This is a genomic window from Paraburkholderia sp. BR10937 (genome assembly GCF_040965695.1).
Taxonomy (GTDB): Bacteria; Pseudomonadota; Gammaproteobacteria; order Burkholderiales; family Burkholderiaceae; genus Paraburkholderia.
Genome location: NZ_JBFRCL010000054.1, coordinates 1 through 25,657, shown reverse-complemented (window position 1 = coordinate 25,657; position 25,657 = coordinate 1). Strand labels below are relative to the sequence as shown.

At 67.2% G+C, this 25,657-nt stretch carries 24 protein-coding genes; 14 read left to right on the top strand and 10 right to left on the bottom strand.

Going from position 1 to position 25,657, the window contains the following annotated elements:
* Positions 1–74: 74 nt before the first annotated feature.
* Positions 75–920 carry an aldo/keto reductase gene (locus AB4Y44_RS32780; RefSeq protein ID WP_368701872.1) on the bottom strand — a complete coding sequence of 282 codons (846 nt, stop codon included), beginning with the start codon at positions 918–920 and terminating at the stop codon, positions 75–77.
* A gap of 158 nt (positions 921–1,078) precedes the next feature.
* Between AB4Y44_RS32780 and AB4Y44_RS32775 the strand changes: the two genes are divergently transcribed.
* A complete protein-coding gene (locus AB4Y44_RS32775) occupies positions 1,079–1,825 on the top strand; it encodes a GntR family transcriptional regulator (protein WP_342921120.1) in 747 nt (248 codons plus the stop codon).
* Between the two features lie 21 nt (positions 1,826–1,846).
* Here AB4Y44_RS32775 and AB4Y44_RS32770 read toward each other — a convergent pair whose 3' ends face one another.
* On the bottom strand, positions 1,847–3,274 hold the full coding sequence (locus tag AB4Y44_RS32770; protein WP_368701871.1) for a CoA transferase: 1,428 nt from the start codon (positions 3,272–3,274) through the stop codon (positions 1,847–1,849).
* A gap of 144 nt (positions 3,275–3,418) precedes the next feature.
* On the opposite strand from AB4Y44_RS32770, the gene AB4Y44_RS32765 reads away from it, so the two are divergent.
* Positions 3,419–4,669, top strand: a complete 1,251-nt coding sequence (locus AB4Y44_RS32765; RefSeq protein ID WP_368701870.1) for a citrate synthase family protein — start codon at positions 3,419–3,421, stop codon at positions 4,667–4,669.
* 24 nt (positions 4,670–4,693) lie between these two features.
* On the opposite strand, the gene AB4Y44_RS32760 is transcribed toward AB4Y44_RS32765, so the two are convergent.
* Positions 4,694–5,074 (bottom strand): DUF2917 domain-containing protein, encoded by a 381-nt coding sequence (locus tag AB4Y44_RS32760; RefSeq protein ID WP_368701869.1) that lies wholly within the window; start codon positions 5,072–5,074, stop codon positions 4,694–4,696.
* Positions 5,075–5,300: 226 nt separating this feature from the next.
* On the opposite strand from AB4Y44_RS32760, the gene AB4Y44_RS32755 reads away from it, so the two are divergent.
* The 3 genes from AB4Y44_RS32755 to AB4Y44_RS32745 all read left to right on the top strand — a co-directional run bounded on the left by AB4Y44_RS32755 (position 5,301) and on the right by AB4Y44_RS32745 (position 9,859).
* Positions 5,301–6,758, top strand: coding sequence for a PLP-dependent aminotransferase family protein (locus AB4Y44_RS32755; protein WP_368701868.1), 1,458 nt, complete (start codon positions 5,301–5,303; stop codon positions 6,756–6,758).
* A 97-nt stretch (positions 6,759–6,855) separates the two neighbouring features.
* Positions 6,856–8,331 (top strand): multidrug transporter subunit MdtD, encoded by a 1,476-nt coding sequence (mdtD, locus tag AB4Y44_RS32750; RefSeq protein ID WP_342921125.1) that lies wholly within the window; start codon positions 6,856–6,858, stop codon positions 8,329–8,331.
* 256 nt (positions 8,332–8,587) lie between these two features.
* Positions 8,588–9,859: an EAL domain-containing protein gene (locus tag AB4Y44_RS32745; protein ID WP_368701867.1), complete on the top strand. Its 1,272-nt coding sequence runs from the start codon at positions 8,588–8,590 to the stop codon at positions 9,857–9,859.
* A 24-nt stretch (positions 9,860–9,883) separates the two neighbouring features.
* Here the strand turns inward: AB4Y44_RS32745 and AB4Y44_RS32740 are convergent, their stop codons facing one another.
* On the bottom strand, positions 9,884–10,996 hold the full coding sequence (locus AB4Y44_RS32740) for a sigma-70 family RNA polymerase sigma factor (protein WP_368701866.1): 1,113 nt from the start codon (positions 10,994–10,996) through the stop codon (positions 9,884–9,886).
* Between the two features lie 175 nt (positions 10,997–11,171).
* Between AB4Y44_RS32740 and clpP the strand changes: the two genes are divergently transcribed.
* A complete protein-coding gene (clpP, locus tag AB4Y44_RS32735) occupies positions 11,172–11,816 on the top strand; it encodes an ATP-dependent Clp endopeptidase proteolytic subunit ClpP (protein WP_368701865.1) in 645 nt (214 codons plus the stop codon).
* A 25-nt stretch (positions 11,817–11,841) separates the two neighbouring features.
* On the opposite strand, the gene AB4Y44_RS32730 is transcribed toward clpP, so the two are convergent.
* Positions 11,842–12,492, bottom strand: coding sequence for a TetR family transcriptional regulator (locus AB4Y44_RS32730; protein WP_368701864.1), 651 nt, complete (start codon positions 12,490–12,492; stop codon positions 11,842–11,844).
* A 63-nt stretch (positions 12,493–12,555) separates the two neighbouring features.
* Here AB4Y44_RS32730 and AB4Y44_RS32725 point away from each other — a divergent pair, with 63 nt between their 5' ends.
* Positions 12,556–13,131 (top strand): isochorismatase family protein, encoded by a 576-nt coding sequence (locus AB4Y44_RS32725; RefSeq protein WP_342921129.1) that lies wholly within the window; start codon positions 12,556–12,558, stop codon positions 13,129–13,131.
* Positions 13,132–13,237: 106 nt separating this feature from the next.
* Here AB4Y44_RS32725 and sodB read toward each other — a convergent pair whose 3' ends face one another.
* Both sodB and xseA read right to left on the bottom strand, forming a co-directional pair.
* Positions 13,238–13,816: a superoxide dismutase [Fe] gene (gene sodB, locus AB4Y44_RS32720; protein WP_368701863.1), complete on the bottom strand. Its 579-nt coding sequence runs from the start codon at positions 13,814–13,816 to the stop codon at positions 13,238–13,240.
* A 399-nt stretch (positions 13,817–14,215) separates the two neighbouring features.
* The gene (xseA, locus tag AB4Y44_RS32715) at positions 14,216–15,592 is read right to left on the bottom strand and encodes an exodeoxyribonuclease VII large subunit (RefSeq protein WP_368701862.1); all 1,377 of its coding nucleotides are present in this window, start codon (positions 15,590–15,592) and stop codon (positions 14,216–14,218) included.
* A gap of 558 nt (positions 15,593–16,150) precedes the next feature.
* Between xseA and lpxK the strand changes: the two genes are divergently transcribed.
* The 5 genes from lpxK to AB4Y44_RS32690 all read left to right on the top strand — a co-directional run bounded on the left by lpxK (position 16,151) and on the right by AB4Y44_RS32690 (position 20,279).
* Complete coding sequence (lpxK, locus tag AB4Y44_RS32710) at positions 16,151–17,230, top strand: tetraacyldisaccharide 4'-kinase (protein ID WP_342921131.1); 1,080 nt, start codon at positions 16,151–16,153, stop codon at positions 17,228–17,230.
* On the top strand, positions 17,211–17,414 hold the full coding sequence (locus AB4Y44_RS32705) for a Trm112 family protein (RefSeq protein ID WP_042266182.1): 204 nt from the start codon (positions 17,211–17,213) through the stop codon (positions 17,412–17,414). The genes lpxK and AB4Y44_RS32705 overlap by 20 nt, the downstream gene beginning before the upstream one ends.
* Positions 17,415–17,573: 159 nt before the next feature.
* Complete coding sequence (gene kdsB / locus AB4Y44_RS32700) at positions 17,574–18,377, top strand: 3-deoxy-manno-octulosonate cytidylyltransferase (RefSeq protein ID WP_368701861.1); 804 nt, start codon at positions 17,574–17,576, stop codon at positions 18,375–18,377.
* A gap of 300 nt (positions 18,378–18,677) precedes the next feature.
* Entirely contained in the window at positions 18,678–19,340 is a 663-nt protein-coding gene (adk, locus tag AB4Y44_RS32695) for an adenylate kinase (RefSeq protein WP_368701860.1), read from the top strand.
* 180 nt (positions 19,341–19,520) lie between these two features.
* The gene (locus AB4Y44_RS32690; RefSeq protein ID WP_368701859.1) at positions 19,521–20,279 is read left to right on the top strand and encodes a 3-hydroxyacyl-CoA dehydrogenase; all 759 of its coding nucleotides are present in this window, start codon (positions 19,521–19,523) and stop codon (positions 20,277–20,279) included.
* Positions 20,280–20,356: 77 nt separating this feature from the next.
* On the opposite strand, the gene AB4Y44_RS32685 is transcribed toward AB4Y44_RS32690, so the two are convergent.
* Both AB4Y44_RS32685 and murJ read right to left on the bottom strand, forming a co-directional pair.
* Entirely contained in the window at positions 20,357–21,196 is an 840-nt protein-coding gene (locus tag AB4Y44_RS32685; RefSeq protein WP_035513442.1) for a SirB1 family protein, read from the bottom strand.
* A gap of 5 nt (positions 21,197–21,201) precedes the next feature.
* The gene (gene murJ, locus AB4Y44_RS32680) at positions 21,202–22,752 is read right to left on the bottom strand and encodes a murein biosynthesis integral membrane protein MurJ (RefSeq protein ID WP_368701858.1); all 1,551 of its coding nucleotides are present in this window, start codon (positions 22,750–22,752) and stop codon (positions 21,202–21,204) included.
* A 420-nt stretch (positions 22,753–23,172) separates the two neighbouring features.
* Between murJ and rpsT the strand changes: the two genes are divergently transcribed.
* Positions 23,173–23,445 (top strand): 30S ribosomal protein S20, encoded by a 273-nt coding sequence (gene rpsT, locus AB4Y44_RS32675; RefSeq protein WP_069262794.1) that lies wholly within the window; start codon positions 23,173–23,175, stop codon positions 23,443–23,445.
* 141 nt (positions 23,446–23,586) lie between these two features.
* Here rpsT and AB4Y44_RS32670 read toward each other — a convergent pair whose 3' ends face one another.
* Positions 23,587–23,934 (bottom strand): DUF3579 domain-containing protein, encoded by a 348-nt coding sequence (locus tag AB4Y44_RS32670; protein WP_368701857.1) that lies wholly within the window; start codon positions 23,932–23,934, stop codon positions 23,587–23,589.
* Positions 23,935–24,559: 625 nt separating this feature from the next.
* On the opposite strand from AB4Y44_RS32670, the gene argF reads away from it, so the two are divergent.
* Positions 24,560–25,489: an ornithine carbamoyltransferase gene (argF, locus tag AB4Y44_RS32665; RefSeq protein ID WP_342921136.1), complete on the top strand. Its 930-nt coding sequence runs from the start codon at positions 24,560–24,562 to the stop codon at positions 25,487–25,489.
* The last annotated feature ends 168 nt before the right edge of the window (positions 25,490–25,657 follow it).

Genomic DNA, 25,657 nt, shown 5'->3' with positions numbered 1-25,657 from the left:
CACAGCGGCTGTCTGCTCGCCATACGCCGGCGCAAACCATGACCGCGCGCGCAAGCGCGCACCCCACTCGCGCCCTACAGCATCTCCAGCGGACGCTTGCTGCGCGGCGGCTTGAAATATGCGTCGAGCGCCGCGTGCTCTTGCGCACCGAGCACGAGATCGAGCGCCGCGCGGTTGTCGCGCACGTGCTCCACGCGCCCCGCCTTCGGAATCGCACAGACCCCGCTTTGACCCAGCACCCACGCCATCGCCACGCGATAGACCGACACCCCGTGTGCGTGAGCGATGTCGTCGAGCGGCGAGCGCCTCGGCAAGCGCGCGTGATCGACGGGGCTATACGCCATCACCGGCATACGATGCGCGGCGCTCCACGGCAGCAGGTCGAATTCCGCGCCGCGCCTTGCGATGTTGTAGAGAATCTGGTTGATCGCGCACGCGTCGCCGCCGGGCGTGGCGAACAGCTCTTCCATGTCGTCGGTGTCGAAATTGCTCACGCCCCAGTGACGGATCTTGCCCGCGCGCACGAGCGCCTCGAACCCGTCGACCGTCTCTTCGAGCGGCACCCCGCCGCGCCAGTGCAGCAGATAGAGATCGAGCCGGTCGGTGCCGAGGCGTTTCAGGCTCGCCTCGCACGCACGCGCGACGCCGCTGCGGCTCGCGTTGTGCGGATACACCTTGCTCACGAGAAACACCTCGTCGCGCAGGCCCTGCAAGGCCTCGCCGACGAGCCGCTCGGTCGCGCCGTCGCCGTACATCTCGGCGGTGTCGATGAGCGTCATGCCGAGCGCCACGCCTTCGCGCAGCGCGGCGATTTCCGCCGCGCGATGTGCGCTGCGCTCGCCCAATTCCCACGTGCCCTGCCCGAGCTTCGGAATGCGTTCGCCGTCCGGCAATGCGACGCTTGCGATATCGGTCGTCATGATCTCCTTTTGCGCGCTGCAACGGCGCCCACTGGCAAAGAACGGCCAGTGTATCGCCTCGCGCGCAATGCGGTCATACGCACTCTCGCAAGCCGTTCATTTCCGCGATTGCGCATCGATGACATAAAATTGCCGTTCGCCTTTCATGCCTGCCTCCCATGAACGCACCCACGGAAGACCGCTGGCGCGACCTGCGCCCGGACCCGGACAACGACACGCCGCTCTATTTGCAGCTCGCGCGCAAGCTGAGCCTTGCGATTCACGACAATCGCTGGAACGCGGGCGAAGCCCTGCCCTCCGAGCGCGTACTCGCGGAGTCGCTCGGCGTTTCGCGCATCACCGCGCGCAAGGCGATCGCCCTGCTCGTCGAGCAGGGCCTGATTCGCCGCACGCAAGGCGCGGGCAGCTTCATCACGCCGCGCATCGAAGACCCGCTCTCGCGCCTCACGAGCTTCAGCGAGATGCTGCGCCAGCGCGGCTTCACGCCGAGCTCGCGCTGGCTCTCACGCGAAATCCAGCCCGCGAGCCGCGACGAGGTAATCCAGCTCGGGCTCTCGCCGGCGGCGGCCGTCACGCGCCTGAAGCGCCTGCGTCTGGCCGACGGCATCGTCATGGCCGTCGAGAACTCCACCTTCCCCGCCGCGCTGATTCCCGACCCAAACGCGATCGGCGACTCGCTCTACAGCTTTCTCGAACAGCGCGGGCTTTCGATCGTGCGCGCACTGCAACACTTTCGCGCCGTGAACGCGAGCGAGGAAATCGCGCGACAGATGAGCATCGCGCCCAACGAGGCGCTGCTGCTCATCACGCGTGTGGGCTATACCGCCGATCAGCGCGCCATCGAACTCACCGATACCTACTGCCGCAACGATTATTACGATTTCGTCGCGGAACTACGCAAGTAGCGCGCGAAAACGCGCCGGCGTCTAGTCGTTCCATGCCGGCGCATCGCTGCCGATCGGCACCGGCGGGCGCGCATGAAACGCAGGTGTAAGTTCGAGCCGCTCGGCGGGCGCCACCGCGCGCACGCGCCCGAACGGCGAAGCCATTTCCTCCAGACAATCGGCGAGATCGGCGGCGCCCACCTCGGGTGCCTGCTGGCCGTCTTCGAGGGTGCCCATCGTCTGCAGCCAGCGGCCCGTTTGCGCGAGCGAAAGGCGCACGTGCCAGCTGCCGCCTTCGCGCATGCGCCGCGCGAGCGCGACCATCGCGCCGAACGCGGCCAGATAGCCCGTGGCGTGATCGAGCGCCTGGCACGGCAGCGGGCGAGCCGTAGTGAACGGCGGCGCGCCTGCTGCGGCGCTGCCGTGTCTTGCTGCAGCGACGCTCTCGGCCCACACGATGCCGCTCGCCGACTGCACGAGGCTGTCGAAGCCGCGCCGCTCGCGCCACGGCCCACGATGCCCATACGCACTGATCGACACGCACACGATGCCGGGCCGCACCTGCGCGAGCGCCTCGGGCGCGAAGCCGCGCGCGGCGAGCGCACCTGGCCGGTAGCCTTGCACGAACACGTCGGCGTCGCGCGCGAGTGCGCGTAGCTGCTCGCACGCAGCTGCGTCGCGCAGGTCGAGCGTGGCGGAGCGCTTGCTGCGGCCGTTGTCGATCACGAGCGGCGCGATGTTCGGCAGATGCGGGCCGTTGATGAGCAGCACGTCCGCGCCGTGTTGACCGAGCGTGCGCCCCGCCACCGGCCCAGCGATGATGCGCGTGAGGTCGAGCGCGCGCACGCCTTCCAGAGGACGCGCGCCGGCGCCCGCCCGCGGCGCCTCGGCGGGCGCGTCGCCGATGCGCTCGATCTCGAACAGCGGCAGGCTCGCCACCGCCTTCGCTTGCTCGTGCGCGGCCCATTCGCGCGGCGCGCGTACGAGCGCGGCGCACAGGCCCGCTTGCGCGAGCGCGTCGTCGAGCGCCGCGCCTTCCCAGCCAAGGATCGCGCGCGCCACGGCGTCGCGCTCGTCCGCGCATTCGAGCACACGCAGGATGCCCGCGAGGTGATGCGGGAAGTTCGCGTGCAGCTGGACCCAGCGACCGTCGCCGGTCGGGAAGTGACCCGTCACCGGATGACGCAGATCCATGGGCGGCTGGCCGTCCACGCTCAAATAGCGCTCGCTGCGAAACGCGGCGAGCGCGCGGCGCACGTCGATCGCCACGCGCTGCGTCCGGGCCGTGCGCAGCGCGTGCAGTTGCGCGGCGGCGAGCCCCGCCGCGCCGATGCTCGCCGCCGCAAGCGTGCCCACGCGAAAGATCGAGGGCAGGCCCGGCTCGACGCCTTCGACGTCGAGCCAGTCGAGCGCGGAAGGGTCGCAGCCCGCCAGCATCCAGAGGTATTCGAGCGCGTCGCGTGGCGTCATGGCGTGCAGTCCTTCTGCAAGGGAAGCGAAGAGAAAACGAGCCGCAGTGATGTCACGCATCGTCGCGCCGCTCGAATCCCGGATCAATCTTGATTATCATGATCAACATAGATTGATTTCTCCGGTTCCTGGAGACGAACCACCATGTCCAGCTATATGACCGCGGAGCAAGCCGCCGCCGAACTCGGCATCAGTCGCGCCACGCTCTACGCCTATGTGAGCCGCGGACTCATCGCCTCGGCGCCCTCGCCCCATGGCCGCCACAACCGCTATGACGCCGCCGAGGTGCGCCGCCTCGCGCGCCGCAAGGCCGACGGCAAGCGCGCGGGCAAGGTCGCGCAGAAGGTGCTCGACTGGGGCGTGCCCGTGCTCGAATCGTCGATCACGCTGATCGCCGACGGCATGCTCTTCTATCGCGGCGAGGACGCCATCGCGCTCGCGCGTCAGGCCTCGCTCGAGGAGGTCGCGGCGCTGCTGTGGCAATGCGCGCCACGCCGTGTGCTACAGGCGCCGCAGGCGCCCATCGCGGCCGCGCAATGGTCGGCATGGCTGAAGATCTGGAGCGGGCACACGCCGCTGGAGCGCGCGCTCGTGCTGTTGCCGGCCGCCGCCGCGCAAATGCCGCGCATCTGGGCGCAGGGCCGCGACGCGCAAATCGACACCGGTGCGATGCTCATGCGCCTGCTCGCGGCGGCGCTCGTGTCCGCCGCGCCGTCGAACGAGCCGCTGCATCGTCAACTAGGCGAGGCGTGGGGAGTGCGCTCGCGCGCGCAAACCGACCTGCTGCGCGCCGCGCTCGTGCTGTGCGCCGACCATGAGCTGAACGCCTCGACGTTCACGGTACGCTGCATCACCTCCACCGGTACGCATCTGTTCGGCGCGGCGACGGGCGGCCTGGCCGCCCTGGCCGGGCCGCGCCACGGCGGCGAGACCACGCGCGTCGCCGCGCTCTTCGACGAAGCCGCGCGCGCCGACGATCTGCATCGCTATCTTGCCGACCGTCTCGCGCCCGACGAACTCGGCACGGCTGTGCCGCTCTCCGGCTTCGGCCACCCGCTCTATCCCGCTGGCGACCCGCGCGCGCGCCTGCTGCTGGACCTGCTCGCACAACGCGCGCCGGCGCGCTCGCCGATGGACGAAGTCGATGCGCTCGCCCAGGCCGTGGCCGAGACGAGCGGCGCGCGCCCGACGCTCGACTACGCGCTCGCGGCCATCGAGCGCGTGCTGGGGCTGCCGCGCGGCGCCGCGTTCACGCTGTTCGCCGCGGGGCGCGTGACGGGCTGGATCGCACATGCGCTCGAACAGACCGCCGATGGCCGGCTGATCCGTCCGCGCGCACGCTACGTGGGGGAAATGGCAGGCAATACGACGCAAGCCGCTCGGCACATCGCGTAGCACGAACAACAAGGTCAACCCGGCTCAACCCGCCGCCCGCACACCCCACTGCCCGCGCTGCGCCCAGCCACGCAACGTTTCGCCGATGCGCGCCGCCACACCGCTCGCGCCCGCCGCGCGCACGCGTTCCACGTCGACCGGCGCCACCGTCCAAGCTGGCGCGGCGGCGCTTGCGCCGCCCAGCGCCAGCACGAAACGCGCCCCTTCGTGGCCCGCGCTCACGTGCACGCGCACGCCCGCGGCGAGCCCGATCGACTCGCCGGCGCGCAGCCAGTAGTCGCCGGCGTCGCCCGCGATCGTGAGCCAGAGTTCGCCTTCGCTCACATGCAATTGCATTGCCTGCGCGAGCCGCCAGGTTTCGACGGGCTCGCCGTGTTCCAGTTCGAATATTCGGATTTCGCGCATTGCCATGCTCCTTGCAGACTGGCCGCCGAGTCCCCCTCGGACGGCCACCGGAAGGCTGGCTGACGAGGACTTGAAGCGCCTTCCCGGTAGGAGCATTATTGCGATCAGTGACGTATGATCCCATGTACAGTTCCGAACAGTTCATCTGGAACTGTGCAGTCAAAAAACCGAACAGTCACTGCCGTTTCAAACCGCAGCCTCAAGCGCCCTACCCAGCGAGACCCAGATGAAACTCGAACTCGACCGCGCGAGCGATGTGCCGCTCACCGAACAGATCGTCAGCGGCGTGCAGACGTGGATCCGCTCGCGCGCCGCGCACCCGGGCTCACGTCTGCCGTCGATCCGCCAGTTCGCCGCCGACTATGCGATAAGCCGCTTTCCGGTGATCGAGGCCTATGACCGGCTCGTCTCGCTCGGCTATCTCGACTCGCGCCACGGCTCGGGCTTCTACGTGAGCGAGCGCGCGCGCGCGGGACTCTCCGGCATGGGCACCTGCGACCTCTCGAACGCCGCCGACGAATCGGGCCACCTGCTCAGCCAGCTCGAACGCGCGGGCGAGCTGCTGCAGCTCGACAGCGGCTCGATCCCGCAGGCGTGGCGCGACATCGACGCGCTCGGCCAGGCGATCCGCCATGTGTCGCGCAGCGACCCGGCGAGCCTCGTCGACTACGGCACGCCAACGGGCGACGCCACGCTGCGCGAGCATCTGTGCAACCGGCTCGCGCCGCTTGGCATCGTCGCCGAGACGCAGCAGATCCTCATTACGGAGGGCGCGAGCGAAGGCCTCGACCTGCTCATGCGCTACATGCTCAAGCCCGGCGACACGGTATTCGTCGAAGATCCCGGCTACTACAACCTGTACGGCCTGCTCAAACTGCACGGCGTGCGCCTCGTGGGCATCCGCCGCACGGCAAGCGGGCCCGACCTCGACCATTTGCACGCGATGCTCGCCGAGCACCATCCGCGCGCGTTCTTCGTCAACACCGTGTTCCACAACCCGACCGGCTCGACGATCTCGCCGCCTGTCGCGTTCCGCCTGCTGCAGCTCGCGCGCGAGCACCGCTTCACCATCGTGGAGGACGACATCTACGCCGATTTCCAGGCCGACCCCACCGACCGGCTCGCGGCGCTCGACCAGTTCGAGCACGTCGTCTATGTAGGCGGGCTTTCGAAGACGCTCTCCTCGGCGCTGCGCGTGGGCTACGTGGTGGCCAACCCGGCGATCGTGCGCGATCTCGCGGCCATCAAGGCGCTCACCAGCATCAGCGGCTCGCGCTTTTCGCAGGCCGTGGCCGCCACGCTGCTCGAGCGCGGCGCGTACCGCAAATACCTCGAACGGCTGCGCCGGCGCATCGCCGAGGCGCAAGGGTCGGCCACGCGCACACTCGAAGCGCACGGGTGGGAGCTGTTCGGCAGCGCGGCGTCGGCCACCGCGGCCACCGCGGCGAGCGCGGCGCGCGGCTATGCGCAAACGGGCGGCAAGTTCGTCTGGGCACGCGTGCCGCACGTGGACGATTCCACCCGCCTCGCCGCCTGCGGCGAGCCGCTCGGCGTGGCGGTCTCGCCGGGCAGCCACTTCCGCCCGCAAGGCGAGCCGAGCCCGTGGATTCGCATCAACGTGGCGCTCACGCTCGACCCGCGCGCCCAGGCCTTTTTCGCGGCGGCGGCGCGCCTCGACGGATAAACGCGCGAGGCGCGGCACGCCCCGGCGCTCACGCCGCCTGCGCCACATCAGCGGCAACGGGCCCGGCCGTCTGCGTGGGAACGCCGTTTTCCCTACAATGGCGCTTGCCTGCGCGCCCCTCTCCTCGCCCATGTCCGAATCCACCGCTGCGTCCAGCACCGCTGTGTCGCCCCGCTCGTTGTCCGTGATGCTGTGGCTCGTCGCCACCGGCTTCTTCATGCAGACCCTCGATTCGACCATCGTCAACACGGCATTGCCGGCGATGGCGAGGAGTCTCGGCGAACTACCGTTGCGCATGCAATCAGTCGTGATCGCGTATTCGCTCACGATGGCGGTGATGATCCCCGTCTCGGGCTGGCTCGCGGACAAGCTCGGCACACGGCGCGTGTTCCTCGGCGCGATCTTCGTGTTCACGGTCGGCTCGCTCCTGTGCGCGAGCGCGCATACGCTGAACCAGCTCGTGGTCTCGCGCATCGCGCAGGGCGTGGGCGGCGCGATGCTGCTGCCGGTCGGCCGGCTTGCCGTGCTGCGCACGTTTCCCGCCGAACGCTATCTGCCCGCGCTCTCGTTCGTGGCGATTCCGGGGCTGATCGGCCCGCTCATCGGCCCGACGCTCGGCGGCTGGCTCGTGCAGATCGCCTCGTGGCACTGGATCTTTCTGATCAACGTGCCGGTGGGCGTGGTGGGCTGCATCGCCACCTTCATCTTCATGCCCGACAGCCGCAACCCCGACACGCCGCGCTTCGACCTGCCGGGCTACCTGCTGCTCGTGATCGGCATGCTCGCGATTTCGTTCGCGCTCGACGGGCGCAGCGAGTTCGGCATCCAGCACGCCACGGTGCTCGTGCTCTTCATCCTTTCGCTCGCCGCGTTCGTGGCCTACGGTCTGCATGCGGTGCGCACGCCACGGCCGATCTTTTCGCTCGATCTCTTCAAGATCCACACCTTCAGCGTGGGCCTGCTCGGCAACCTGTTCGCGCGCATCGGCAGCGGCGCGATGCCGTATCTGATTCCGCTGCTGCTTCAGGTGGCGCTCGGCTACACGGCCTTCGAGGCCGGCCTCATGATGCTGCCCACGGCCGCCGCGGGCATGTTCTCCAAACGCCTCGTGACGAGTCTCATCATGCGCTACGGCTACCGCAGCGTGCTGGTCTCGAACACGGTGCTCGTGGGCCTCATGATGGCGAGCTTCGCGCTTTCCACGCCCCACGAGCCGCTGTGGATGCGCATCGCGCAACTGGCGATCTTCGGCGCCGTGAACTCGATGCAGTTCACGGCGATGAACACGCTCACGCTCAAGGATCTCGGCACGGGCGGCGCGAGCAGCGGCAACAGCCTCTTCTCGCTCGTGCAAATGCTCTCGATGAGCCTTGGCGTGACCGTCGCGGGCGCGCTGCTCACCACCTTCACGGGCATCATGGGTCACAAGACAGGCGAGAACGTGATTCCGGCGTTCCACGCGACCTTCATTTGCGTGGGCATCATCACGGCGGGTTCGTCGTGGATCTTCGCGCAGCTCTCGCCGGACCTGCGCCGCACCGCCAGGAAGACCGATCCGTCCGAGCGGACCTGACAAGCCGGGGCCTCGGTCGTTGCGGTCGCATCTTCGCCGCTGGCGCACGCACCGCAAAGGTGCGGCACGCCTCGTGGCCGTGCGGCGCCCGGGTTCGCGCACCAACCCGCATACCATCCCGAAACGGCGCGTGCGCCTTCGCACGGGCCTATGGCCACGGGACCAGGCACTCGCATACTTTTTGCTGCCCTATCCTGTAAACTTGACGCTCACGCGTCCCGCCCGTCACGTCCGTCCCGCGCGCCATCGAAACGAAATGACCAGCATGATCGACATCGATCCCCCCGGCTTCCAGTCTCGCCCCATCGCTGGCGAAGAAGGCGCCCGTCGCACCGTGCTGTACGGCGGCTACACCGTCTTCAGCGTGTTCCAGCCCGTGTTTTCGGTCGCGCACCGGCGCGCGATCGGCTATCACGCGTCGCTGCGCGCGCACGACGAGCAAGGCCAGCAGGCGCCCTCGCAGGAGGTGTTCACGCAGGCGGCGCGCCGCGGCGACCTGCTCGAACTGGGGCGTCTCGCGGAATCGCTGCATCTGGGCAACTTCAACGCGTTCGATTCGCATGACGAATGGCTCTTTCTGAGCCTGCACCCTGCCGCGCTCATGGACACGAGCTACGGCGACGCCCTGCTCGCCGGCCTCAAGGCGCTCGGCCTGCAGCCGCAGCGCGTGGTGCTGGAAGTGTCGGAACAGGCGGGCGGCGAGAATTCGCGCTTCGCGGAGATCATCGACGGATTGCGCAAGGCGGGCTTCGTGATCGCGCTGGATGGCTTCGGCGCGAAGCATTCGAACATCGACCGCGTGTGGCAGGTGCGGCCCGACATCGTCACGCTCGACCGCAGCCTGCTCGCCCAGGCGAGCCGCCACGCGCATATCGAGCGCGTGCTGCCGGGGCTCGTCTCGATGCTGCACGAGTCGGGCCAGCTCGTACTCGTGGGCGGCCTTTCGACCGAGCGCGACGCGCTGATCGCGCTGGAAAGCAACGCCGACTTCGTGCAGGGCGCGTATTTCGCGCGGCCCGACGTCGAGCCGGTGCCGCCGGCCAAGGCCGCGCAGCTCATGGACGATCTTTCGTCACGCCTGCGCGAGCGCGTGGCCGCGCGCGAGCGTTCGCAGTCGGCGCGCCTCGCGCCGTACGTGAGCGCCATCGAAGCGGCGGCAAAGCAGCTTGCCGAGGGCGCGAACATGAGCGACGCCACGCTGCCGCTGCTCGGCCTCGACGACACGGCGCGCTGCTTCCTGCTCGACGCGTCGGGCCGCCAGATCGGCGACAACGTGCTGCCCGACGGCCGCACGTCGCAGCGCGCCAAGCGCTTCCGGCCGCTGCTGCATTCCGAGGGCGCAAGCTGGGAACGGCGGCCTTACTTCATCGGTGCCATGAAGGCGCCGGGCCGCGTGCAGTTCACACCGCCCTATCTGTCGATCAACGAGGCGCACCTGTGCGTCACGGCCTCGGTCGCCGTGCAGACGGAGCACGGCGTGCAGGTGCTGTGCGTCGATATCAACTGGGACGCCGCCTTGCGCGGTTAGCGTGCGTTCAGGCTGAGGCTGGGTTCACGCGAGGACGAGCGGCTGCGTGTGTAGCGTCGCGCAGCCGTGTGTGGTGGACGCGCGAGCGGTGACGCTGAGCGTGGACACGCACGCCGCGCCGTCGCTCGAAGCGAGCCGGGCCAGCATCTTGCGCACCGCCTCGCCACCGAAAGCCCGGTTGGCCGCCTGGAGCCGGTTGGCCGGTCCCGCACTCCCTTCTTCCATCGCCGTGACACAAACGACCGGCTCGGGCAGCCCGTCGCGGTCGTCGCGCACATGCAGCCAGGCGGCGAGCGCGCCGTCCTGCGCGACGAGCGCCACGCCCGGCTCGCCGTCCAGCGCCAGCGCTTCGGCACGCAGAACGTGCGCAGCGGGCGCCTCCTGGGGGACATGGCCGTGAGCCGCTTCGGCCACGCTCGCCGCGACCAGCGCGTTTGCCGTCACCCCCAGCAGATCCATCAATCCCACGCGATCCTGTGCATGCAGTACGTCACGCAAACGCTCGACCGTGCGCGCGTGCTGCACCTTGTCTGCTGGCGCCGCCTGCGGCGCGGCCTCGCGGGCGAGCCGAACGCGGGCACGCCGCACGATCTGCCGGCAATGCTCGTTCGTGCAGCCAGTGAGCGCGCCGATCTGCGCGTAGTCGCAGTCGAAGGCCACGCGCAGCACGAACACCGCCTGCTCGAGCGGTCCCAGCCTTTCGAGCAGGAGCAGCAGAGCGTCCGAGAACCGCCGCGCGCGCAAGCCCGCCTCTTCCGCGGAAGGCGCCGCGTCGTCGAGCCACGCGGCCTCGTGTTCGCCCGCTTGCTCGCGACGCAAACGCCGCAGCCGGTCGATCGCAAGGCGCACGGTGACCGTGGCGAGCCACGCCTGCGGCACGCGCAGGGCTTGTGCGTCGGCGTCGCGCCAGCGAAACCACGCGTCCTGCACGACGTCCTCGGCCTCCGCACGGCTACCCAGCACGCGTGCGGCCAGCGCAATGAGCCGCCCGCGCGCCTCGCCGAAGGCGGCAGCGCGGCGCGCGTCGCTCCACGCTGCGGCGCCAGGTCCGGCTTCGTCGCTCACTGGGGTCGCAGCCTCATTGCGCCCAGCGCCCTCCAGACTCGTTCCTGCGATTGTGTCGATCGCCTGCGTCATTCGCTTCGCTCCTTCGCCATGCGTGCTCGCTCCCGCCCGTTTCCCTCATGACGTCCGGCACGCGGCCGGCGTGACAGCCCCACGCAAAAATATTTTCGTCACGCGCGGGCCGCGCCGGGCGTCATGGCAGCAGCGGCGCAATCGCGCCGTCAACGGAAAAACTACGAGGCCCGTCATGCCATCCTTTGTACTGAATCATGCAGCATTGCCGCCGAGCGCGCTCAATCTCGTCCCGACCGTGATCGAAACCTCGGGGCGCGGCGAGCGCGCCTACGACATCTACTCGCGCCTCTTGCGCGAGCGCATCGTGTTCCTCGTCGGACCGGTGACCGAACAAAGCGCGAGCCTCGTGGTCGCACAACTGCTCTTTCTGGAAGCTGAGAACGCGGACAAGGACATCAGCTTCTATATCAACTCGCCGGGCGGTTCGGTCTACGACGGACTCGCCATTTACGACACGATGCAATTCATCAAGCCCGATGTCTCGACGCTGTGCACGGGTTTCGCCGCCAGCATGGGATCGTTTTTGCTCGCCGCGGGAGCAAAGGGAAAACGCTTCGCACTACCGAACGCTCGCATCATGATCCATCAACCTTCGGGGGGCGGCCAGGGCACCGCCGCCGATGTCGAGCTGCAGGCGCGCGAGATCCTGTACCTGCGCGAGCGCCTGAACGCGATACTCGCCGCGCGTACCGGACGCGGCATCGAGCAGATCGCGCACGACAGCGACCGCGACAACTTCATGTCGGCCCACGCGGCCGCCGAGTACGGCCTGATCGACCGCGTGCTCGAGTCGCGCGACGACCCGTTACTGCGCTAGCGCGCGGTGTCCGCGGCTCGCGGGCTCACGCGAGCCGCACGGCGAGCCACGCCGCCAGCACGCCCTTGTACTCGGCGACCAGCAGCTTGCGCTCTTTCGGTTTCGCCGCGGCGTATAGTGGGTTGAGGCTTTTGATGACCTGCAGCATGACTTCGGCCACGCGATACGCCTCATCGGACGCAAGCGCCGGCTGATAACGCAGGAAGAGCGACGTGAAACGCTGGCGCAGCAGATTGCGCACGGCGGCATCGCGCTTGAAGCCGAGCGGCACGGAAAGCAGGGGCAAATACGCGGGATAGTCGTGCATCAGATCGACCATCAGGTCGAACAGACGCTCGACCAGCTGCGCGAGCGGCAGCTTGCCTGCATCGTCGTGCGCGGCGATGAGCGCGCTCCAGCGCGCGTCCATTTCGTCGCCATAGCGCTTGCGCAGCGCGAGGGCCAGTGCCTCCTTGTTCGGAAAGTACTGATACGCCGCGCCCACCGACACGCCCGCCTGCTGCGCGATCTGCGTCATCGTCGCCGCTTCGAAGCCGCGCTCGGCGAAGGCTTCGCCCGCGGCCTCGAGCAGCGCGTCGACCGTGCGCGCCGCGCGTTCCTGGCGCGGCACGCGCCGGGCGTTTTCGCGTGCCGCTTCCTTTTGCGCCTCCTTGCGCGCGAGCGGGTCTGCCGCCATATCTGAAGCCCCCTTCACATTCGTGTATGATTATGTGAAGCCATCCTCACATATAGGTGAACCATGACGCAAGCACTTTCGCTGAACGCGCGCACCACGGCGCTCGTGATGATCGACCTTCAGCACGGCATCGTAGGCCGTCAGATCGCGCCCTATAGCGGCGCGCAGGTCGTGGCCAACGCCAAACCGCTCGCCGACGCGCTGCGCGCCAAGGGCGGCACCGTCGTCTGGGTGCACGTGCTCCTGAACGAGTTGCTCGCGCTGCCCGCCGACGCGCCCGGCCGCACGCCCGACACCCCGCCCGCACCGGCCGAAGCCTCGGAACTCGTGCCCGGGATCGGCGCGCAACCCGAGGACGTGATCGTCGCGAAGCGCCAATGGGGCGCGTTCTACGGCACCAACCTCGAGCAGCAGCTGCGCCGCCGCGGCATCGACACCATCGTCATCGGCGGCATCGCCACGAACTTCGGCGTCGAATCCACCGCGCGCGCGGCGTTCGATCTCGGCTTCAAGCTCGTGTTCGTCGAAGACGCCACCTCGGGCCTGAACGAAGAGATGCATCACTTCTCGTTCGAGAAGCTGTTCCGCCACATGGGCCACGTGCGCTCGACGCAGGAAACCATCGCCGCGTTTGTGTAAATCCGTTTGTGTAAAACGCTTCGCGCAAAACAAAAAGCCCTCGATTCGCATCGAGGGCTTTTTGCATGTGCCGCAGCCAGTGCGGCGCATTCAGCAGGGCTTCGTATTACGCGAAGTTCTGTGCTGCGAAGTTCCAGTTCACGATGTTCCAGAACGCTTCGACGAACTTCGGACGCGCGTTGCGGTAGTCGATGTAGTAAGCGTGTTCCCACACGTCGATCGTGAGGAGCGCCTTGGCGTCGGTCGTGAGCGGCGTGGCGGCGTTGCTGGTCGACACGATGTCGAGCGAGCCGTCCGCCCTCTTCACGAGCCACGTCCAACCCGAACCGAAGTTGCCCACGGCAGCCTTCGTGAAGGCTTCCTTGAACGCATCGTAGGAGCCCCACTTCGCGTTGATCGCGTCGCCGAGCGCGCCCGACGGTGCGCCGCCGCCTTGCGGCGAGAGGCTGTTCCAGAAGAACGTGTGATTCCAGATCTGCGCCGAGTTGTTGAACACGCCACCCGACGACTTCTTGACGATCTCTTCGAGCGAGAGCTTTTCGAACTCGGTGCCCGGAATCAGGTTGTTCAGATTCGTGACGTAAGCCTGGTGGTGCTTGCCGTAGTGGAACTCGAGCGTCTCTTCCGACATGTGCGGAGCGAGGGCGTTCTTCGCGAACGGCAGCGGCGGGAGCGTAAATGACATGATGCGGTTCCTTCGTCGTGTTATGGGGAGTTCTGCGTGAAGTTCTACATATTCGCCGGCATGGAGCACTCGATTGTAGGCGAGTTGGAATAACCCCGCAAACGAGCGGCCTTTATGCCGGATATCGTTTGCGCGGGGCTTTTCCGAATCAACCGCGATGCGGTTTTTCGCCGATGCAACGACGCTCGAACAACGCTTTCCATGCCGGACTTGCACGCAGGCAAGACGGCTGCAATCGCGTTGCAATCTCCGCGCAACTGGCGTGCAAACTTCCTGCAACGAGACTGCAACAATCGCTCGTCGCCACGATTGTTGGTCGAGGCGAAGCGATCGGGCGATGGCGCCGGTGCCTCGCTGAGCAGCAAGCAACGGGCCCGATATGCCGACTGCGAACCCGGGTCAGAAACCGTCGGCGAGGCGCGGCTGGACATCGGCGAGCGCGACGTCGGCGCTGCCCTGGGCGAGATGCACGGTGAGGCGCTTGCCCGGTTTGAGCGTGGCGGGCGAGCGCACGGCCGCGCCGCTTTGCGCGTCGAGCAGCGCCGCGTAGCCGCGCTCGAACGTGCGCTGCGGGCTCAGCACTTCGAGCCGCGCCGTGAGTTCCGAAACGCGCGCCGCTTCGCGCTCGCGCTGGCGCGCGAAGGCGCCGTCCAGACGCCGGCCGAGCGACTCCAGCTGGACGCGCTGCGCGGCGGCGTCGGGCCGCGCGCGCTGCCAGCGCATCTGCACGACGTTCAGGCGCGCACGCGCCTCGGCGCTAGCACGCGAGCCCGCCGAGGCGAGCCGTATCGTCAGCTGGCGCAAGTGGGTGCGCTGCTGCGCAAGCCGCTCGACGGGCGAAACGAGCCGGCGCGCCAGCCAGTCGAGCTGCTGCGCGCGGCGCTCGAGCAGACGGCCGAAATCGCGTGCCAGCGCGGCATGGCGCTGGTCGAGGTCGCGCAGGAGCAGCGTGCGCTGCGGACTGACGAGCTCGGCCGCGCCAGTGGGCGTCGGCGCGCGCACGTCGGCGGCGAAATCGGCGATCGTGAAATCGGTTTCGTGCCCGACGCCGCTCACCACGGGAATGGCGCTGGCCGCGATCGCGCGGGCAAGCGCCTCGTCGTTGAACGACCACAGGTCCTCGATCGAGCCGCCGCCGCGGCACAGCACGAGCACGTCCACCTCGTTGCGCGCGTTCGCGGTCGCCAGCATCGCCGTCAGCTTCTCTGCCGAGCCCGCGCCCTGCACCGGCGCGGGATAGACGATCACCGGCACGTGCGGCGCGCGGCGGCACAGCGTGGTGAGCACGTCGCGCAGCGCGGCGGCCTGCATCGACGTAATCACGCCGATCGCGCGCGGATGAGAGGGCAGCGGGCGTTTGCGCTCAGGGTCGAAGAGCCCTTCGGCCTCGAGTTGCGCCTTCAGCCGCAGGAAGGCTTCGTAGAGGCGGCCCTGGCCGGTGCGCCGCACGGCCTCGACGTTCAACTGAAGTTCGCCACGCGGCTCGTACATCGTGACGAGCGCGCGTACTTCGATGCGGTCGCCTTCGCGCGGCGTGAATTCGGCGTACTGCGCGCGGCCGCGGAACATCACGCAGCGAATCTGCGCCTGGGCGTCCTTGATCGAGAAGTACCAGTGTCCACTCGCGGCGCGCGTAAAGTTGGAAACTTCGCCGGAAATCCATGCCAGCGGGAACGTGCGCTCGAGCATCGAGGCGATCGCCCGGTTGAGCGCCGAGACCGGCACGACGACGTCGCCCGAAGGCGCGGAGGAAGCGGAAAAACGGTCGGATAGCATGCGTAAGGGTGCGGAGAAACCTTGGCCGGACAGACGATAGACCGTTCGGGGGGCGGTAGTCCAGCACGAATGAGACCCGGCCCGCAAGCCTCGCGAAGTGTCCACATCGGCGCTGTCATGCGGCATGATGGCTGCGGCTAGCGCGCAAACGCTGAAAAACACCTCATCCCGTTGATTTTTATACGTTTTTTATCAATATGACATCCTTACAGGCCGATGGAGAGGCCGAAGAATGGGCCTTTGCGCCTTCCCGGGACCTACTTCTCCACAAAGTTATCCACAGGCGGCGAATTTTTGGGCGTTGCGCGCGGCTTGCAGGCAACCGACAGTTGCGTACGGCCCGGCAACTTGCCGCGTAACGCCTACCCGCGCTAGAGTGCCGGGTTCACGAGCGCCTGTGCCGCGTCACGCGAAGCGCCGGTTGCTCGACTGCGCAGGTCATTCGTCTGCCGTCTTGTTTGTCGCTCAGCTCACCTGGAACCGGAGAACCGACCCGATGTCCGCCCTGCCTGTCTGCTTCCCGCATGCCGCGTGCGGCGCTTCGCGCGCAAAATGCCGATGAGCGGCCCCGTCTCCAGTCTCAAGGAACGCCTCGAAGCGCAGTTTGCGCACGCCTGGCAACGCCGCGGCGCGCTCGCCTGGGCACTCACGCCGCTCGCCGCCGTGTTCGCCGCCGTGAGCGGTGCGCGCCGCGCCGCCTTTGCGGCGGGCTGGCTCAAGCGCGAGCGCGTGGGCGTGCCCGTGGTGGTGGTCGGCAACGTGACCGTGGGCGGCACGGGCAAGACGCCCACCGTGATCGCGCTCGTCGAGGCGCTGCGCGCCGCCGGCTTCTCGCCGGGCGTGGTCTCGCGCGGGTACGGCGCGAAAATCGCCCGCCCCACGCCCGTCACGGCGGATACGCCCGCGCGCCTGTGCGGCGACGAACCCCTGCTGATCGCCCGCCGCACGGGCGTGCCCGTCTGGGTCTCGCCCGATCGCGTGGCGGCGGCCACGTCGCTGTGCGGCGCCCACAGCGACGTCGACGTGATCGTGAGCGACGACGGCTTGCAGCACTATCGCCTCGCGCGCGACGTCGAGGTCGTGGTGTTCGACCATCGCCTGGGCGGCAATGGCTTTCTGCTGCCGGCGGGCCCGCTGCGCGAGCCGCTCTCGCGCCGGCGCGACGCCACGCTGGTGAACAATCCGTTCGAGCGTACGCTGCCGGCGTGGCCCAATACGTTCGCGCTCAAGCTCGAACCCGGCGACGCCTGGCATCTCGCCAATCCGGCGCTGCGCCGTCCGCTCGCGCAGTTTGCCGCGGGCGCGGCCGCAGCGGGGCAAGGCGCAGGCACACAGGAATCGCAGGGCGCGCTGCGCATCGTGGCGGCGGCCGGCATCGGTTCGCCGGAGCGCTTTTTCGCGACGCTGCGCGCGGCCGGCCTCGCGCCGCAAACCCTGCCGCTGCCCGACCACTACGCCTACGCCAGCAACCCGTTCGCCGACGTCACCGCCGACGCGATCCTGGTCACCGAAAAGGATGCAGTAAAATTGGGGGCCTGGAACGATGCGCGCATCTGGGTCGTCCCCGTTGAAGCCGCGCTCGATCATCGCCTCATTACCCTGGTTGTGGAGAAACTTCGTGGACGCTCGTCTGCTTGAAATCCTGGTCTGCCCGATCTGCAAGGGCCCGCTCAGCTATGACCGCGCCGCGCAGGAGCTGATCTGCAACGCCGACAAGCTCGCCTACCCGATCCGCGACGGCATTCCTGTCATGCTCGTCGACGAAGCGCGTCAAACCGTGGAAGGCACGCCGGTCGATCCGCACGGGCCGAGCGCCGCGTAAGGCGTGCGGGCGGCGCCGCGCGCGCCGCTTACTCCGCTCATCTCGTCTTACCGGCTCGAAACCGGATCACGCGCGCCGCCCCCGGCGCGCAGTCGTCTCCCAAGGCGGTTTCCCGAACCGGTTTCCCAATCCCCTTTCCTGTCCTAGCTCCAACTGGCCATGACCGCTCCCGTGCAACCCTTCATCGCCGTCGTCCCGGCGCGTCTCGCGTCCACGCGGCTGCCGAACAAACCGCTCGCCGACATCGGCGGCAAGCCCATGGTGGTGCGCGTGGCCGAGCGCGCGCGCGATTCCGGCGCTCAGCAGGTGCTGATCGCTTCTGACGCCCAGAGCGTGCTCGACGCGGCCCGTGGCCACGGTTTCGAGGCCGTGCTCACGCGCGCCGACCACCCGTCGGGCACCGACCGCCTCGCCGAAGTCGCCGAGCACTACGGCTGGAGCGACGAGACGATCGTGGTCAACGTGCAGGGCGACGAGCCGCTGATCGACCCCGCGCTCGTGTGCGACGTTGCGTCGCACCTCGCCGCGCACCCCGAATGCGCGATCGCCACCGCCGCGCATCCCATCACGGCGCCCGAAGAAATCTTCAGCCCGAACGTCGTGAAGGTCGTGCTGGACGCACGCGGCGTTGCACTCTACTTCTCGCGCGCGCCGATTCCCTGGGCCCGCGACGCCTGGCAGCCGCACTGGTCGCCGGCGCGCCTCGATCTCGGCGCAATGCCCGCCCCGCCGGCTCCCGCGACCGTTTATCGCCACATCGGGCTGTACGCGTACCGCGCGAAATTCCTGCGCAGCTACCCCTTGCTCGCGCATTCGCCGATCGAGCAGGTCGAGGCGTTGGAACAGCTTCGCGCGATGTGGCACGGCGAGCGCATCGCCGTGCTCGTGACGACCGAGGCACCCGCGCCGGGCGTCGACACCCCCGCCGACCTCGCCCGTGTGCAGGCGTTATACCGGCCTTAATTCCGTCCGTGGGGCAAAAATCCCATGGCATAATCAATTGTTTGCGCGAGCCGTCTAAAGCCTTTGTGCGTCGGGGTTTCCCCGCTTTTCGGCACCGTCTTGCAGCGCTGCCCCGTGTCCAGTGCAGGTCATGAACACCGGGCGAAAGCCGCGTGGGACGTGCCGTCGCCCCCGCCAGCGCTGCCTCGACGGCCGTGAGCGAACGGGCGAGGAGACGCACGACGCTGACGATGCCGCCCCACCGCGCGTGCGGGGCAGCCGCCGCGCCGCAAGAATTCACACAGATCGGAGATTGTTCACATGCGTTTGATCCTGTTGGGCGCCCCGGGCGCGGGCAAGGGAACCCAGGCAACCTTCATCAAGGAAAAGTTCGGCATTCCGCAAATCTCGACGGGCGACATGCTGCGCGCGGCCGTCAAGGCCGGTACGCCGCTTGGCCTCGAAGCGAAGCGATTCATGGACGCCGGCGAGCTCGTGACTGACGAGCTCATCATCAATCTCGTGAAGGAGCGCCTTCAGGAGCCCGACTGCAAGAACGGCTACCTGTTCGACGGCTTCCCGCGCACGCTGCCGCAAGCCGAAGCGATGAAGCAGGCGGGCGTCGCGATCGATTACGTGCTCGAGATCGACGTGCCGTTCGACGAAATCATCACGCGCATGAGCGGCCGCCGCATGCACCCGGGTTCGGGCCGCACGTATCACGTCAAGTTCAATCCGCCGAAGGTGGACATGACGGACGACGTGACGGGCGAACCGCTCGTCCAGCGCGACGACGACAAGGAAGAAACGGTGCGCAAGCGTCTGGACGTGTACGTCGCCCAGACCAAGCCGCTCATCGCCTACTACAGCGACTGGGCGAAGCGCGGTGAGGAAAACGGCCTGCAGGCGCCGCAGTATCGCGCCATCTCGGGCCTCGGCAGCGTCGACGAAATTCGCGAGCGCGCGTTCGAAGCGCTCAAGTAAGCGGGTCAAACGACCCGAGGCCGGTTTCGGCACACTTGCTGGTTTGCCTGCGGGCCGGCTGGCGCCGCACTCCCGAGGTGGTTCGGGACGCGACGCCAGCCGGCCCGTTTTGTTTTTGGTGAGTCTCGCGCGTTGCCTCTCTACGCGGGACAGCATGGCCACAACAACAGGAGACGAAAGATGCAGATCCGCGGCAACGTATTTCTCATCACCGGCGGCGCGTCGGGGCTCGGCGCGGCCAGCGCGCGTCTGATCGCGGCCGAAGGCGGCAAGGTCGTCATCGCCGACCTCAATGAGGACGCCGGCAACGCGTTCGCGAAGGAACTGGGCGGCGCGTTCGTCAAGTGCAACGTGGCGGACGAGGACGACGGCGCGCGCGCGGTGGCCGCGGCCACCGCGCTCGGCACGCTGCGCGGCCTCGTGAACTGCGCGGGCATCGCGCCCGCCGTGAAGACCGTGGGCAAGGACGGCCCGCATCCGCTCGATACGTTCTCGAAGACGATCTCGGTCAATCTGATCGGCACCTTCAACATGATCCGCCTCGCGGCGGCCGCCATCGCCCAGACCCCACCTGGCGAGGGCGGCGAGCGCGGCGTGATCGTCAACACGGCGTCGGTGGCCGCTTACGACGGCCAGATCGGCCAGGCGGCCTACGCTGCGTCGAAGGGCGGCGTCGTCGCAATGACGCTGCCGATCGCGCGCGACCTGTCGCGCAGCGGCATCCGCGTGATGACGATCGCGCCCGGCATCTTCGAAACGCCGATGCTGCTCGGCATGCCCAAGGAGGTACAGGACGCGCTCGGCGCGATGGTCCCGTTTCCTCCGCGCCTCGGCAAGCCGGATGAATACGCGATGCTCGTCAAACAGATCGTCGAGAATCCGATGCTCAACGGCGAGGTGATCCGTCTGGACGGCGCGATCCGCATGCAGCCGAAGTAACGGCGCGCCCTCCCCCGCGCAATAAAAAAGCCCGCGACGACAATCGCGGGCTTTTTTCTGCGGCCAGGCTGCGGGCTTCAGTCGTTATCGAGCGTGCGCTGGCGCAACTCGTGCAACTGCGACTCGACGACGGTCGCGTCTTCCGCATCGGGGCGCTCGTCGAGATAGTGTTCGAGGTCTTCGAGCGCCGGGCGCAGATAGTCGAGCCGCGCATAAGCGAACCCGCGGTCGCGTACTTCCTCGATGTTCTCCGGCAGCAGGATCACGAGCCGCTGCTGAATGGCCAGCAGGCGCTGCCAGCGTTCGGTCTGCAGATAGACCGACTTGAGGTTGCGCAGCATGCGCGCGACGATCTCGCGCCGGGTGGCCGGCTCGAGCAGCATGCGCAGCGCGCGCGCCACGGAATCGCCGGCGTTGGCCACGAACGGTTCGAGCATCTCCACCATGTCGGATTCGGTGAGCGTGCGGCCCGTGGTGGGATCGAGCATCTCGTCGCCTTCGGGCAACGCCACGCGCAGCAGAAAATGCCCCGGAAACGACACGCCCTTCACCGGCAGGCCGAGCTGGGTCGCCATTTCCAGATACAGCACCGCCAGCGAAATGGGGATGCCGCGCCGGCGTTTGAGCACGGCGTTCAGATGGCTGTTTTCAGGGTCGAGAAAGTCGTTGAGGTTGGCCGCGAAACCCATCTCGCGAAAGAAGCAGCGGTTGAGCACGGCAACCTGCTGGCGCACGTCCGCCCCTTCGGGCATGCGGCGGCGCACACGCAGCGCGAGTTCGTCGATCTCGGCAAGCGTGCCTTGCAGATCGAGATCGGGATAAGCGTCCTGCGCGATCGCAAGTGCCGCCTCGGTGAGCGGCAGGCTCTCGTCGTCGGCAACGAGCGCGCTGAAATAATCCAGAACCCGCGTAGTCATCGTCGTCACTTCGCCCGCCTCTTGAAGTACGCGTATTTGAAGCCCATCAGCCAAAGCATACCGAAATATAGCGCCGCGAACAGGACGAGGCACGCACCGAGCAACGCGATGCGTTCGAGCGGCGCATGACGCAGTGCGATCCAGTCGTAGCTGATGGCGCACCAATGCATCGCCCCGGCCAGCACGAGGCATGCCCCGAGCAACTGCACGAAGAACGTCGCCCAGCCGGAGGACGGCATATAGATGCCGCGGCGGCGCAGCCCGATGAACAGCAGCAGCGCGTTCATGCAGGCGCCGAGGCCGACCGAGAGCGTCAAGCCCGCGTGCGAGAAGATCGGCACGAAGAGGTAGTTGCTGATCTGCGTGGCGATGAGCACGCCCACACCGATCTTGACCGGCGTCTTGATGTCCTGGCGCGCGTAGAAGCCGGGCGCGAGGATCTTGATGAGGATGAGGCCGACGAGCCCCACGCCGTACGCCGCGAGCGCTCGGCCCGTCATGATGACGGACGTGGCGTCGAACTTGCCGTAGTGAAAGAGCGTGGCGGTGAGCGGCTCGGCGAAGAAAAAGAGCGCGACGGCCGAAGGCGCGGCCAGCAGGAACGTCACGCGCAGGCCCCAGTCGAGCAACGCCGAGTACTCGTGCGGATCGGCATCGACGTGCGCCTTCGAGAGGCTGGGCAGGAGGATCGTGCCGAGCGCCACGCCGAGCAGCGCGGTCGGGAACTCCATCAGGCGGTCGGCGTAGTTGATCCACGACACCGCGCCGGGCCCGAGACGCGATGCGATATTGGTGTTGATGATGAGGCTGATCTGCGCGACCGAGACGGCGAACATGGCGGGCACCATCTTCGCGAGTACCCGCTTCACGCCTTTGTGCGCGAGCGCCTTGAGCGGGTTCAGGCCGATGCGCGGCATCATGTCGATACGCTTCAAGCCCGGCAGTTGCACGATGAACTGCAGCACGCCGCCCACGATCACGGCCCACGCGAGCGCGTAGACCGGCTGCTTCATGTGCGGCGCGAAGGCCACGGCCGCCGTGATGAACGAGACGTTGAGCAGCACGGGCGCAAACGCGGGCAGCGAGAACTGCTTGTACGTGTTGAGCACGCCGGACGCGAGCGACGTCAGCGAGATAAACACGATATAGGGAAACATGATGCGCGTCATCGTGACGGCGAGCGGAAACGCTTGCCCGTCGCTCTTCAGGCCCGAAGCGACCACGATCACGACGAACGTCGCGCCGAAAATGCCGAGCAGCGAGAGGATCGCGAGCGCCCAGGCGAGCACGGTCGAGGTGGCATCGACGAGCGCGCGCGTGGCGTCGTGCCCCTTCTGGTTCTTGAACTCCGCGAGAATCGGCACGAACGCCTGCGAAAAGGCGCCTTCCGCCGAGATGCGGCGCAGCAGGTTGGGAATACGAAACGCGACGTAGAAAGCGTCGGTGTACTGGCTCGCACCGAAGGCGCGCGCAATCAGCGTTTCTCGGGCCAGACCGGTCACGCGCGACAGCAGCGTGAAGCCGCTGACTGTCAGCAGGGCTCGGAATAGATTCATGGGGCGGTCATTATACGGGCGTCGTCCGCTCCATCGCGGATGCGCAGCGCAAAGGTCGGCGCACAACCCCGCGCGACGCCGCAGGCGAGCGGGTGCAAAGACAAAGCGCGCTGATTGTGACCGTGACGCGTGAAAGGCGTTCACGTCCCGCAGCGTCTGGCTTCGCTATCGCGTCGCGATTGCCACTCTCATGATTCTGTTGCTATAATCATCGATTCGAGTTCTCCCGGAGGGCTCGAAACGCGTCTTGGAAAGGGGGCAGAAAAGAGGTAGAACCCGCTCTGGCACAAAAGGCGCGGCTGGTTGAGCAAAACTCGGCCGGCAAATACCGTTTTGAGCGTCTGAGGCAACACTGCCGGTCGTTCAAATCCAGGCAAAGAGCGTCGGTCGCACCACGCTCCGCAATCACAAGGAATCGCAATGGCAAACTCCGCACAAGCACGCAAGCGCGCCCGTCAGGCCGCGAAGGCAAACTCGCACAACTCGGCACTGCGCTCGAAGTTCCGCACCGCCATCAAGGCTGTTCGCAAGGCAATCGACGCCGGCGACCAGGCTAAGGCCGCTGAAGTTCTGAAGGCATCGGGCAAGACGCTCGACATCATCGCCGACAAGAAGATCGTTCACAAGAACAAGGCCGCTCGCCATAAGAGCCGCCTGGCTGCTGCCGTCAAGGCAATGCAAGCCGCGCAGTAAAGAGATCCGGATTGCCGGCTATGGCTGGCAGCGCCCTCTTCGAGCTGCATCACAAAAAACCCGCTTCGGCGGGTTTTTTTGTTTCTACCGGGCGCAAAAAAACCCGCCGAGGCGGGTCCGTCCGTGGCCGTCGCCGCGCTGTCAGCGCAGGTTGGCTTGCTCCGTGGCGTGGTCGTGAGGCAGTTCGCACGCCTCGGTCACGACGAGGTCGTTGTCCTTCGCGAAGTTCATCACGAAATTGAAGGCCATCGGCTCGACGTCCTTCAGGCGCGAGTCCAGCACGACGACCTTGAGGTCGCCGATCATCGTCGGGCGCACATAGAGCGAGTAGCGCAGATAGGCGTTCGGGCCGCGAGCATTGGCCGACGCTTTCGGACCAAAGCTCGACATCACCCCGGCGAGGCGCTCCGACCAGTCACTCGGACGAAACTTCTTCCCCGCGCTGGTGATCCCTTGAATGAAGTATTCGGTTGGAGCTTCGTCGGCCATGCAGGAGTACCTGTGTGTGTAGCTGCTGGGTGCGTTTGCAGCGTGTAACGGCGGCACGAGCGCTGCGCCCGCGCGGGTACCGCGGAACACCGGCCGCGGGGATCGCCCGCTGCCACACGCATGGACAGTCCGATGGATAGGGAACGGCTGCCGCGCACCCCGCCTGGCGTGAAGTCTCGAAAATCGCCGCCGATGCGTGTCACAAGCAGGTCTCGCAACGGGATCGACAGGACGATTTCGCGGCGCACTGCCAGTCAGCGCACAGGCCGCTCCCGCGGGCTTGCCTGGCGCGGCCGCGACGTGTTGCCACCTTGCCGTCACACACGTTCAGGGCCCGTTTGTCGTGCCTAAGAAATCTCTGGGATTATAGCGCACTGACCGTTTTGACGCAGTGCACACAAGGCACTTGAAAGGCTGCATCCGGGCCCGCGAGCTGCCCGCAAAACAGACACGAAAGCCGTCGCGAAAGCGCCGCCCATCGTGCGCCAGGGCGCACTGCCTAAATTTTGTGCAACTCGTCAAAATGCGCAAAATCCTTTATGCTGCTTTGACTTACCACCAACCGCAGCGGCGTCGCCGGCCCAATCCTGCAGTTCGAGGCCGGATCGGGCGCCGTTTTTGTTTCATGACCTCCCGGACCATACGCCATTACCTGCAGTTCAAGGATTTCTCCCTTGACGAATATGAATATGTGCTGGAGCGCGCGCGCATCCTGAAGCGCAAGTTCAAGAACTACGAGACCTATCACCCGCTGCACGACCGCACGCTGGCGATGATCTTCGAGAAGAGCTCCACGCGCACGCGCCTCTCGTTCGAAGCGGGTATCTTCCAGCTGGGCGGCCACGCGGTGTTCATGAACACGCGCGACACGCAGCTCGGCCGCGGCGAGCCGATCGAAGATTCGGCGCAGGTCATCTCGCGCATGGTCGACATCATCATGATCCGCACGTTCGGCCAGGACATCCTGCAGCGCTTCGCCGAAAGCTCGCGCGTGCCGGTCATCAACGGTCTCACGAACGAGTACCACCCCTGCCAGGTGCTGGCCGACATCTTCACGTACTACGAGCACCGCGGTCCGATCCGCGGCAAGACCGTGGCGTGGGTCGGCGACGCCAACAACATGCTCTACACGTGGATCGAAGCCGCGCAGATTCTCGGCTTCAAGCTGCGCATCTCCACGCCGCCGGGTTATCCGCTCGATCCGGCGCTGGTCGCGCCGGAAAGCAAGCCGTTCTACGAAGTGCTCGAGGACCCGCACGACGCCTGCGACGGCGCCGACCTCGTCACGACCGACGTCTGGACCAGCATGGGCTTCGAGGCCGAAAACGAAGCGCGCAAGCAGGCCTTCGCCGACTGGTGCGTGGACGCGCCGATGATGGCCCGCGCCAACGCCGATGCGCTGTTCATGCACTGCCTGCCCGCGCACCGCGGCGAGGAAGTGAGCGCCGAGGTGATCGACGGCCCGCAGAGCGTAGTCTGGGACGAGGCGGAAAACCGCCTGCACGTGCAGAAGGCGCTCATGGAGTTCCTGCTGCTCGGCCGCCTGAACCACTGAGCCTGGCGTACGTCATCATGAAAAAAGCCGACCCGAAGGTCGTAATGCCGTTCAGTTAAGCCTGAACGGCATTGTTGTTTTGATGGCGAGAAGGTGTTGTAAACGACGCGCCGAGCTGTTAACTTTTCGGCGCGATGCTTTCCAGTCACCTGACCTTTCTGCTCGAAG

Excerpts from the sequence above, each read along its gene's own strand:
- AB4Y44_RS32780 (WP_368701872.1), bottom strand. The coding sequence starts at position 920 with ATGACGACCGATATCGCAAGCGTCGCATTGCCGGACGGCGAACGCATT.
- AB4Y44_RS32775 (WP_342921120.1), top strand. The coding sequence starts at position 1,079 with ATGAACGCACCCACGGAAGACCGCTGGCGCGACCTGCGCCCGGACCCG.
- AB4Y44_RS32770 (WP_368701871.1), bottom strand. The coding sequence starts at position 3,274 with ATGACGCCACGCGACGCGCTCGAATACCTCTGGATGCTGGCGGGCTGC.
- AB4Y44_RS32765 (WP_368701870.1), top strand. The coding sequence starts at position 3,419 with ATGTCCAGCTATATGACCGCGGAGCAAGCCGCCGCCGAACTCGGCATC.
- AB4Y44_RS32760 (WP_368701869.1), bottom strand. The coding sequence starts at position 5,074 with ATGCGCGAAATCCGAATATTCGAACTGGAACACGGCGAGCCCGTCGAA.
- AB4Y44_RS32755 (WP_368701868.1), top strand. The coding sequence starts at position 5,301 with ATGAAACTCGAACTCGACCGCGCGAGCGATGTGCCGCTCACCGAACAG.
- mdtD (WP_342921125.1), top strand. The coding sequence starts at position 6,856 with ATGGCGCTTGCCTGCGCGCCCCTCTCCTCGCCCATGTCCGAATCCACC.
- AB4Y44_RS32745 (WP_368701867.1), top strand. The coding sequence starts at position 8,588 with ATGACCAGCATGATCGACATCGATCCCCCCGGCTTCCAGTCTCGCCCC.
- AB4Y44_RS32740 (WP_368701866.1), bottom strand. The coding sequence starts at position 10,996 with ATGACGCAGGCGATCGACACAATCGCAGGAACGAGTCTGGAGGGCGCT.
- clpP (WP_368701865.1), top strand. The coding sequence starts at position 11,172 with ATGCCATCCTTTGTACTGAATCATGCAGCATTGCCGCCGAGCGCGCTC.
- AB4Y44_RS32730 (WP_368701864.1), bottom strand. The coding sequence starts at position 12,492 with ATGGCGGCAGACCCGCTCGCGCGCAAGGAGGCGCAAAAGGAAGCGGCA.
- AB4Y44_RS32725 (WP_342921129.1), top strand. The coding sequence starts at position 12,556 with ATGACGCAAGCACTTTCGCTGAACGCGCGCACCACGGCGCTCGTGATG.
- sodB (WP_368701863.1), bottom strand. The coding sequence starts at position 13,816 with ATGTCATTTACGCTCCCGCCGCTGCCGTTCGCGAAGAACGCCCTCGCT.
- xseA (WP_368701862.1), bottom strand. The coding sequence starts at position 15,592 with ATGCTATCCGACCGTTTTTCCGCTTCCTCCGCGCCTTCGGGCGACGTC.
- lpxK (WP_342921131.1), top strand. The coding sequence starts at position 16,151 with ATGAGCGGCCCCGTCTCCAGTCTCAAGGAACGCCTCGAAGCGCAGTTT.
- kdsB (WP_368701861.1), top strand. The coding sequence starts at position 17,574 with ATGACCGCTCCCGTGCAACCCTTCATCGCCGTCGTCCCGGCGCGTCTC.
- adk (WP_368701860.1), top strand. The coding sequence starts at position 18,678 with ATGCGTTTGATCCTGTTGGGCGCCCCGGGCGCGGGCAAGGGAACCCAG.
- AB4Y44_RS32690 (WP_368701859.1), top strand. The coding sequence starts at position 19,521 with ATGCAGATCCGCGGCAACGTATTTCTCATCACCGGCGGCGCGTCGGGG.
- AB4Y44_RS32685 (WP_035513442.1), bottom strand. The coding sequence starts at position 21,196 with ATGACTACGCGGGTTCTGGATTATTTCAGCGCGCTCGTTGCCGACGAC.
- murJ (WP_368701858.1), bottom strand. The coding sequence starts at position 22,752 with ATGAATCTATTCCGAGCCCTGCTGACAGTCAGCGGCTTCACGCTGCTG.
- rpsT (WP_069262794.1), top strand. The coding sequence starts at position 23,173 with ATGGCAAACTCCGCACAAGCACGCAAGCGCGCCCGTCAGGCCGCGAAG.
- AB4Y44_RS32670 (WP_368701857.1), bottom strand. The coding sequence starts at position 23,934 with ATGGCCGACGAAGCTCCAACCGAATACTTCATTCAAGGGATCACCAGC.
- argF (WP_342921136.1), top strand. The coding sequence starts at position 24,560 with ATGACCTCCCGGACCATACGCCATTACCTGCAGTTCAAGGATTTCTCC.